7 protein-coding genes are annotated in these 7,773 nt (G+C 59.5%); 4 read left to right on the forward strand and 3 right to left on the reverse strand.

From position 1 onward, the window contains the following. Positions 1-746: Crp/Fnr family transcriptional regulator (locus L8K25_RS22335; RefSeq protein ID WP_242141228.1), on the reverse strand; the 746-nt coding region annotated here is incomplete at its 3' end. A gap of 348 nt (positions 747-1,094) precedes the next feature. On the opposite strand from L8K25_RS22335, the gene L8K25_RS22340 reads away from it, so the two are divergent. The 4 genes from L8K25_RS22340 to L8K25_RS22355 all read left to right on the forward strand — a co-directional run bounded on the left by L8K25_RS22340 (position 1,095) and on the right by L8K25_RS22355 (position 3,474). Further along, on the forward strand, positions 1,095-1,253 hold the full coding sequence (locus L8K25_RS22340) for a hypothetical protein (RefSeq protein WP_242141229.1): 159 nt from the start codon (positions 1,095-1,097) through the stop codon (positions 1,251-1,253). Between the two features lie 118 nt (positions 1,254-1,371). Further along, the gene (locus L8K25_RS22345; RefSeq protein ID WP_242141230.1) at positions 1,372-2,052 is read left to right on the forward strand and encodes a Crp/Fnr family transcriptional regulator; all 681 of its coding nucleotides are present in this window, start codon (positions 1,372-1,374) and stop codon (positions 2,050-2,052) included. After that, positions 2,049-2,708: a sensor histidine kinase gene (locus L8K25_RS22350; protein ID WP_242141231.1), complete on the forward strand. Its 660-nt coding sequence runs from the start codon at positions 2,049-2,051 to the stop codon at positions 2,706-2,708. The genes L8K25_RS22345 and L8K25_RS22350 overlap by 4 nt, the downstream gene beginning before the upstream one ends. A 364-nt stretch (positions 2,709-3,072) precedes the next feature. Further along, positions 3,073-3,474: a BLUF domain-containing protein gene (locus L8K25_RS22355; RefSeq protein WP_242141232.1), complete on the forward strand. Its 402-nt coding sequence runs from the start codon at positions 3,073-3,075 to the stop codon at positions 3,472-3,474. 47 nt (positions 3,475-3,521) lie between these two features. On the opposite strand, the gene L8K25_RS22360 is transcribed toward L8K25_RS22355, so the two are convergent. Both L8K25_RS22360 and L8K25_RS22365 read right to left on the reverse strand, forming a co-directional pair. Continuing rightward, the gene (locus L8K25_RS22360; protein WP_242141233.1) at positions 3,522-5,297 is read right to left on the reverse strand and encodes a sensor domain-containing phosphodiesterase; all 1,776 of its coding nucleotides are present in this window, start codon (positions 5,295-5,297) and stop codon (positions 3,522-3,524) included. Then, positions 5,294-7,636, reverse strand: coding sequence for an EAL domain-containing protein (locus L8K25_RS22365; protein WP_242141234.1), 2,343 nt, complete (start codon positions 7,634-7,636; stop codon positions 5,294-5,296). Before L8K25_RS22365 ends, L8K25_RS22360 begins: the two co-directional genes overlap by 4 nt. Positions 7,637-7,773: the final 137 nt, after the last annotated feature.

Below are 7,773 nucleotides of genomic sequence, written 5' to 3' on the forward strand. Positions count from 1 at the left end.
TCCGCAGCGCTCGTGCTTTCGGTGCCGCGGCCGAAAGGCGCAATAAGCCGTCGATATTCGGCTTCAGGCTGGCCATAAGCATCGCCGGCAAGATCGACGAGTTTCTCGCGATCGAGTATCTCCACGCGGCCCCGCTTCGAGCGGATCATGCCTGCACCTTCGAGAATATGTAGTGTCACGGTGACGCCGGTGCGTTGGGCCGCGATCATCATTGACATGAACTCATGCGTGAGGCGGATCTCGTTGCCCTGAACGCGGTCGTGGCACATCAGTAGCCAACGCGCGAGACGCGCTTCGACGCGGTGATGGGCGTTGGATGTCGTCGTGTAGGCAGACTGAATAAGAAATGCCTGAATGTAACGCAACAGCAGCGTTTGCAATGAAACGCTTTGTCGGATGGCGTTACGCAGGTCGACAACGGCAATACGCATGGCAGTCGTGCCGTCGACCTGGACGAAAACTTCTTGCGGCGAGGAGTCGGTGCCGAGCAGGATCGGTATACCGGACATACCCTCGATTCCGAAGATACCGACTTCGGTTCGCCCGTCGCCGGGCGTTATCGACACGATCGACACAACGCCCCCTTCTGGGAAATAGACAAACTCGATCAGCTCGTGGGCGAGACTGAGTACCTGACTCTGTGCGAGGTCTACCCGCTCCAGATGGGGTGTAAGCAGAGCGAGATCCTTAGGCGTCATCGCCTGAAGAAGCAAATTAGGACTATATACGGATTCGGCCTGAGACATGATCGCCCCTGAAATTGGGGCGAAAGCACGACGGCTCTTCCAGCCACTCGCGCCCTGAAAACGGCGAGTAATATGTGCGGCATAGCATCGTCGGCGGCATAAGTCTCGGTAGCCAAGTGTATGCTATCCGACAGTTCCGTGGGCCAATTTCAAAAAGCGCGGAATTGTCTTGCAAGTTCCCCACCGGAGGATGCATCTTTTCGTCGTTTGGAACGTGCGTCGGTTCTCGATCGAGCCGCTGTCAACAGCTGGAGCCCAATGTAGGTTAGCAGACAGTATCGCCGGTTAGGCTTACCGCGCCGCGATGCCGCGATATGTATCGTTTCTGAATGGAAACGGGGAGCCGCTATGACCGACGATATCAGCTACTATCAGCAGCGAGCCGACGCCGAACTCGAGCAGGCGCAGCGAGCGACCAAGCCGGAGGTTATCAGGGTCCATCTGAATCTTGCCAACGCGTATCGCGAGCGCATCACCGACCCGGTGCGCCGGGCCAAACATGCTTGAAATTAGCCGCGCAGATGGACATTCCTCCGCCAGACCTTCGTTGTTTGGGGGCACGCGGCTTGCCGCGTCCCCTTTCCTGTCACCGGAAGAGCGGCGCGCGCTGGAGGATGCGGGAGGAATGACACGATCGATCGGCGCATCGAAAGACTTCGTGCGTGAAAGCGATAGCGCCGATCATGTGCATATAGTGCTTGAAGGCTGGGCATACCGATACAAGTTGACCCGAGACGGCCGTCGCCAGATCGTGGCGCTGCTGATCCCGGGGGATACGGCTAATCCTGACACCATCTTGCTGAAAAGCCGCGGCTACGGGCTGCGAACACTGACCCCGGTGAAAGTTCTAAGCATGCCACGGGAACGGCTGCTCGTGTTGGCAGAGAAGCATCCCGGCATCGCGAAGACGATCGCCTGGCTCGCGATGATCGACAGCGCAACCCTAAGCCAATTGGCGGTCTGCCTTGGTCGCCGGTCTGCCAAGCAGCGTATCGCCCACTTATTATGCGAGTTGAGTGAGCGCCTGAGAAGCGGCGATGACACCTTCGAGATGCCGCTCACCCAGGAAGTGATCGCCGATACGCTCGGACTGACGTCCGTTCACGTCAATCGGACTTTGCAGCTGCTGCGCAGCGAAGGCCTGATCGAACCCGGCAAGCGGGTGATGACGATCACCGATGCGGATGCATTATGTCGCCTTGGCGATTTCGATCCTGACTATCTCCACGATCCGCGCGCAGGGTCCACAGGGTCGGATGCAGCGATGGGCTTTGAGCAATCCAATTCCGGTTTAAGAGCGTCATGACGGCTGGTGAAAGTGCGGCAGGGCATCATGGTCCTCTCCCAGCCTATCGGGACTTTCCCGAGGGCGACCTGCTACTGCGCGAAACCAATCACCGCTGCGCGAACGATCTCCAGCTCGTCGTCAGTCTCTTGGCGCTCCAAAGCCGACGCGCGCAAAGCGCGGAAACGCGGCAAGCACTGGCTGATACGATGGACCGTGTCGCAGTTCTTGCCCGCGCCCGCGCCGCCTTGATTCATCAGCATCATCACACGCTCGAAGCGTCGCTCAGACAGATTTGCGAAGCGCTGCACGCTCAAGCCGAACCACGCCAGATCCTTGTATCGCTTCAAGTCGAAAGCCGATCCGACGGTGTCTCGGATGTGCAGATCACGACCTTAGCGCTGATCGTCAACGAACTGGCGACGAATGCGATCAAGCACGCATTCGAGGAGGAGAAAGGCGGCCATATCCGCATTATCGTTCGGCACCGAGATGACCAAAACCTAGTCGTCATCGTCGATGATGACGGCCTGCCCTTCCCGGAGTTAGGCGCTCGACGGGATGGCGGACTTGGCCTCGGGCTCGTCCAACGGTTGATGCAATCGATCGGCGGTCTGATCATCCTGCCGTCCAACGGATCTAAGTGCTTCGAAATCAGGGTGCCCGTCACGCAATAAGGATGGGCAAACGGTGGTAAAGGGCTTTGAAGGCAGCATGTCTGACGAAAATCTGGAATATTATGAGCACCGCGCGTGCAAGGAGCCGCAAGCCGCCGACGCATCTTCCAATTCGAAGCGGCTTCCTGGCACCGCGGGCTAGCAACCGAATATGAGGCGAAAGCCCAGCAGTTGCGGTCTGCTTTACGACAGCGCCCAAAGCTCGGGACGCGATAGACCTGATTGATGCAACGCCGGCGTCGTCTCGCCCGCTTTGGCTGGCGTGCCGATTTCCCGTCCTTGACAGGTAATAGGCGCGAACGTCCCAGTCTCACAGCTATTTAACCACCTTGCGATACCCGACGTGCCATATCGAAAGGCCGGCATGCATCAGCTAAGCTTTATCAGCACGGCGCGACCCGGCGCAGCGCCGATCGATGTCGAGGCGATCCTCGCGTCATCGCGGCGCAATAACGCACGCGACAGTATCACCGGCCTTCTGATCTATGACGGCAAGCGATTTCTTCAGGAGCTTGAGGGTTCTGGCCCGCTGGTCGAGGCTGCTTTCAGCCGGATCAAGAATGACACGCGTCATCGGGCGACGGTGATGCTGTCGTTTCGCGAAGTCGATGATCGCGAGTTCGGTGCCTGGGATATGGCGTGTCAGAAGGTCGAGGCCGTATCTGGCGACGGATCGTTTGGTGACATGGTCGATAATCTTGTCGATCAGGTGCCGGATGCCAACACGAAAGCGTTATTGAGCAGCTTTGTTAGGATCAAGCGGTAAACCTCGATCTCCGGCGCTGCTGCCCAATGTGACTTTCGCGGCGCCGTTCAGCCGACCGCTTGCGCCAGCGTCGCCGCGTTCCAATCCTCGATCCACGCAACGAAGGCGGCGGGTTCCAGCGGGCGCGTAAATAAATAGCCTTGTGCCTCGTCGCACCCCATCGTCTCCAACAGCTCGGCGAGCTCGGTCGTCTCGACACCTTCGGCAACGGTGTGAAAACCGAGGTCGTGCGACAAGATGATCATCGAGCGCACCAGCTGCATCTCGCGTTCGCCATCCAGCACGCCGCGGATGAAGCCCTGGTCGATCTTGAGGACCTGTGCCGGCAGGCGTTGCAGATAGGCAAGGCTGCTATATCCGGTTCCAAAATCGTCAATGGCAAGCTTGATGCCGGCACCGTATAGCGTGTTGAGTTGGTCGAGCGCGGGACCGATGTTTTCCATCACCGCGCTCTCGGTCAATTCAAGCTCGAGGAGTTCGGGCCGGATCCCGTGCTTGAGCAACAGCAGCTGGACGCTGGGCGCAAAATCGCTTTCCTCGAGATTAGCGGCCGAGATGTTGACCGAGAGTGGCATCCTCAAGCCCACTCGTGACCAGTTTTTGAGCTGCCCAAGGGCGTGGTCCAGCACCCACTGAGTCAAGGGTCGCGCAAGGGAGGATCGCTCAACGATCGGGATGAATTCACTGGGTGAAACATCGCCGAGCGTCGGATGCTGCCATCGCAGCAGGGCCTCAGCGCCGACGCACGCGCGCGACGCAAGGTCGACACGCGGTTGATACACCAGCCGCAATTGATCGTGAGCGGCAAGCGCGTTCTCAAAATCTCTCAGCAGGCCGAACCGGCGTCGATGCGCCCCGTCGCTCTTGATCGAGTACAGACTCACCGATGTCTCGGATCCCCTTGCATCCTGAGCGGCACTATGCGTTAAACGCAGCACGTCTCGCGGATCTGTCTCGCCCACCATGAAGGGCGCTATACCCACTGCCATCGTTGAAACCAGCTGCACCGTTAGTTCCGCGCGGGACCGTTTCAGCATCCCTTCCAGCATCGCGGCATAGGCGTCATCGGACATGTCCGGATCGGCGAGATAGGCGAACTGGGTGGCGGCGACATGATAGGCGGTGCGCCCAGCTGGCAGTATCTCGCGCAATTGCTGCGCCGCCTTACGCACCATGTCGTCGACGTGGGACGGCCCCATAACCCGCACCATGTTGTTGATCTGCTCAGGCCGCGCAAGGTCGAGCATAATGGCAAGCCGGCGTTCGCCGGGCTTGTCGCGGCCGAGGTCGGCGATATCGTCAAGGAACTGGGTAGGATTTGGCAGCCCGCTCAGCGGATCGATGCGCCCGAATGCGTGCTGCAATTCAATTTGTGACATGACCATCGCCGCCAGATCGTTCAGCGCGGCTATTTCCTTGGGATCGATATTGCGAGGCTCGGTCCCAAGGACGCATAAGGCGCCCAGGCCGTGCCCGTCGCGCGTGACGAGCGGCGCGCCGGCATAGAAACGGATGCCATCCTGGGCGATCGGACAATCCCGGTAGAAGGCATTGTCGAGAAGATCCGGAATCACCAGCGTATCGGTCGTTTCTGCAACCTGCGAGCACGGCGCCTTGGTCCGCGTAACAGCGTCGTGGGCGATGCCGACCCGAGACTTGAACCATTGGCGGTCATGGTCGGTGAGCGATACCGCGGCGATTGGCAGCTTGAAAAGCTGGCTCGCCATCCGCGTGATGCGATCGAAGCTCTCGCTGGCGGGCGTGTCGAGAAGGTTCAACTGGTAGAGAGCATCGAGTCGGGCGCGTTCGTTCGAGACGGTCATCGCGAAGTCGTGGCAGAAGAGTCGTTAAGAGCCTGTTGATCGCCGCGATCGGTCGAGCCGAGCAAATGCGTCGCATCGCAAGGAGACAGCGGTCGGGCAAAATGAAAGCCTTGCACTGCCCCGCAGCCGATGGCGGTAAGCGCATCGGCCTGCGATTTCGTCTCCACCCCTTCCGCGACGACTGCGAGATCGAGCGTTCGCCCCAATTGGACGATAAGGTCGATGATCGCCCGGGTGCGGGAATCCGTGCACACGCCGTCGATAAACGACTTATCGATTTTGATCGTGTCAATGGGATAGCGGTTGATGTAGCTCAGCGAGGAATAGCCAGTGCCAAAATCATCGAGTGCGACCCGCACGCCGAGCTGACGGATCGCCGCGATCGTCGCTGCGATACCGGGCGATGGATGCAGGAAGATACCTTCGGTGATCTCCAGTTCGATGCATTGCGGCTGCAGGCTGAATTCGACCAGTGTGGCTGCCAGATCGGCGAGAAAGTCGGGATCGACGAACTCGACTGCGGAGGTGTTCAGGTTCATACGGAGCGCCGGGTTCGCGTAGTATCGTTGCCATTCGCGGAGCTGCGCGCACGCTTCGTGCATAACCCAGCGATCGATCTGGCGGATCACCCCAATTTCTTCTGCGACCAAGATGAAATCGTCGGGTGCAATCGGCCCCCGGTCGGGGTGATCCCAGCGTAGCAGAGCCTCGAAACCGAAAATGAAGCCCGTCGTGGGATCGACGATGGGTTGATAGGCCAGGTGAAACTCGCCGCGATCGATCGCCCGCCGAAGATCGGTCTGCAGCGTTAGCCGGGCAACGGCATTGTCATGCATCGATGCGTCGAAGATGGCATAGTCGCCGTAGCCGGCGCGTTTGGCGACATACATCGCGATATCGGCATCACGGATCAGGTCCTCGGGCTGAGCAAGGCGATTGGCCGACTGGACGATGCCGATGCTGCATGAGGGAAAGACGCTTTGCCGACCGAGCTGGACAGGCGCACGCAGCGCGTCAATGATCCGTTCAGCGACCCCCACCGGGGTAGCGAGCCCTGCCGCATCCTCGATCAGAATCGCGAATTCGTCGCCGCCAATGCGTGCGAGCGTATCCTGTGGTCGGATACAGCCCTTGAGGCGTTGCGCGATCTCCTTCAGCACCGCGTCGCCAGCGATATGGCCGAGGCTGTCATTGACGATCTTGAACTGATCGAGGTCAAGAAACAGCACCGAGCATGCCGCAAGCTTCTCGTCGCGCGCGCGTTCGAGGGCTGTGGTCAGCCGTTCCATGAAGAATGCACGGTTTCGCAGACGCGTCAGGTTGTCGTGGAACGCGGTGTAGAGCAACTCAGCCTCGACCCGCTTGCGCTCCTGAATTTCCGCCTCGAGCGCCTTGTTCTCGAATTCGGCAACGCGCACGCGACGAGCGAGCTGTTCGGCTGCCTTGCGCTCGGTGATGTCGCGTTGCACTGACACCCAGTGGGTGAACCAGCCCCGATCATCCGCCACTGGCACGATGCTGAGCTCGACCCAGAATTCCATGCCGTCCTTGCGGTAATTGATCATCTCGATCTCAACCGGCTCCCAGGCCAATAGGGCCTGACGCAGGCGCGCGCGTGCCGCGGGATCTGTCTTGGGGCCTTGCAGTATCCGCGGGGTTTGCCCGAGCATCTCTATGGCCGAATATCCCGTCGCCCGGGTGAAGGCCGCGTTGCAGTAAAGGATCCGCGGCCCTGGCAGATCGAGCGGCTCGGCTTCGGTGATGATGATGGAATCGCGAGCATGGACCGCGACTGACTCGAGCAAGCGCAGCCGCTCGACCCTGGCGTGGGCAACGCCATCGACCAACTCGACCCGCTCGCGCAACCTCGCCAACTCAAACATCGTCGCCAAATGGGCCGCGTGCGCACGCAGGACATAGGTTTGCGCGGCGCTGAGCGGGGCATGATCCCGATCGTGCAGGACGATGAGGAAGGCATCCTCATCACATGCGATTCGCGCCGCTGCGGCAAACCGCACGTCCGGACCATGCCCCGCATGAAAACCGATCGGAGACGCTGGTGCCTCATCGGCGAACTGCGTCGCGAGAGCCCGTGTCTGTTTGGTTATATCGGAAGCCAAAACGACAGGTGCGATGTTAGGGAGGGAGCCAGCACCGTCGCTTGCAATGATCGCAAGTTCGCCATCGCATTCCCGGCATACGATCGCAGCGCTACATCCAGTGGCGTGGATAGCGTCGGCGACGATTCGTGCCAATGAAGGCTGCATTTCGGTGGTTGCTCGTGAGCCAGGGAGCCCGATCGCCTCTCCTGTCAAGTTGACCGGCACGTCCATCTGCATGGCTCGTTAATCCTAGGAGTCGCCGATTATAAACACCCGAACGGCGATTATTCAAACCACTTTAGCCCAGTAATAGTCGCTGATTTATAACAAATTAATAACTACATAGATCAATGCGAAACGTTAACCCTAGTTTT

The sequence above is a fragment of the Sphingomonas sp. TREG-RG-20F-R18-01 genome (assembly GCF_022662475.1).
In the GTDB taxonomy this organism is placed as follows: Bacteria; Pseudomonadota; Alphaproteobacteria; order Sphingomonadales; family Sphingomonadaceae; genus Sphingomonas.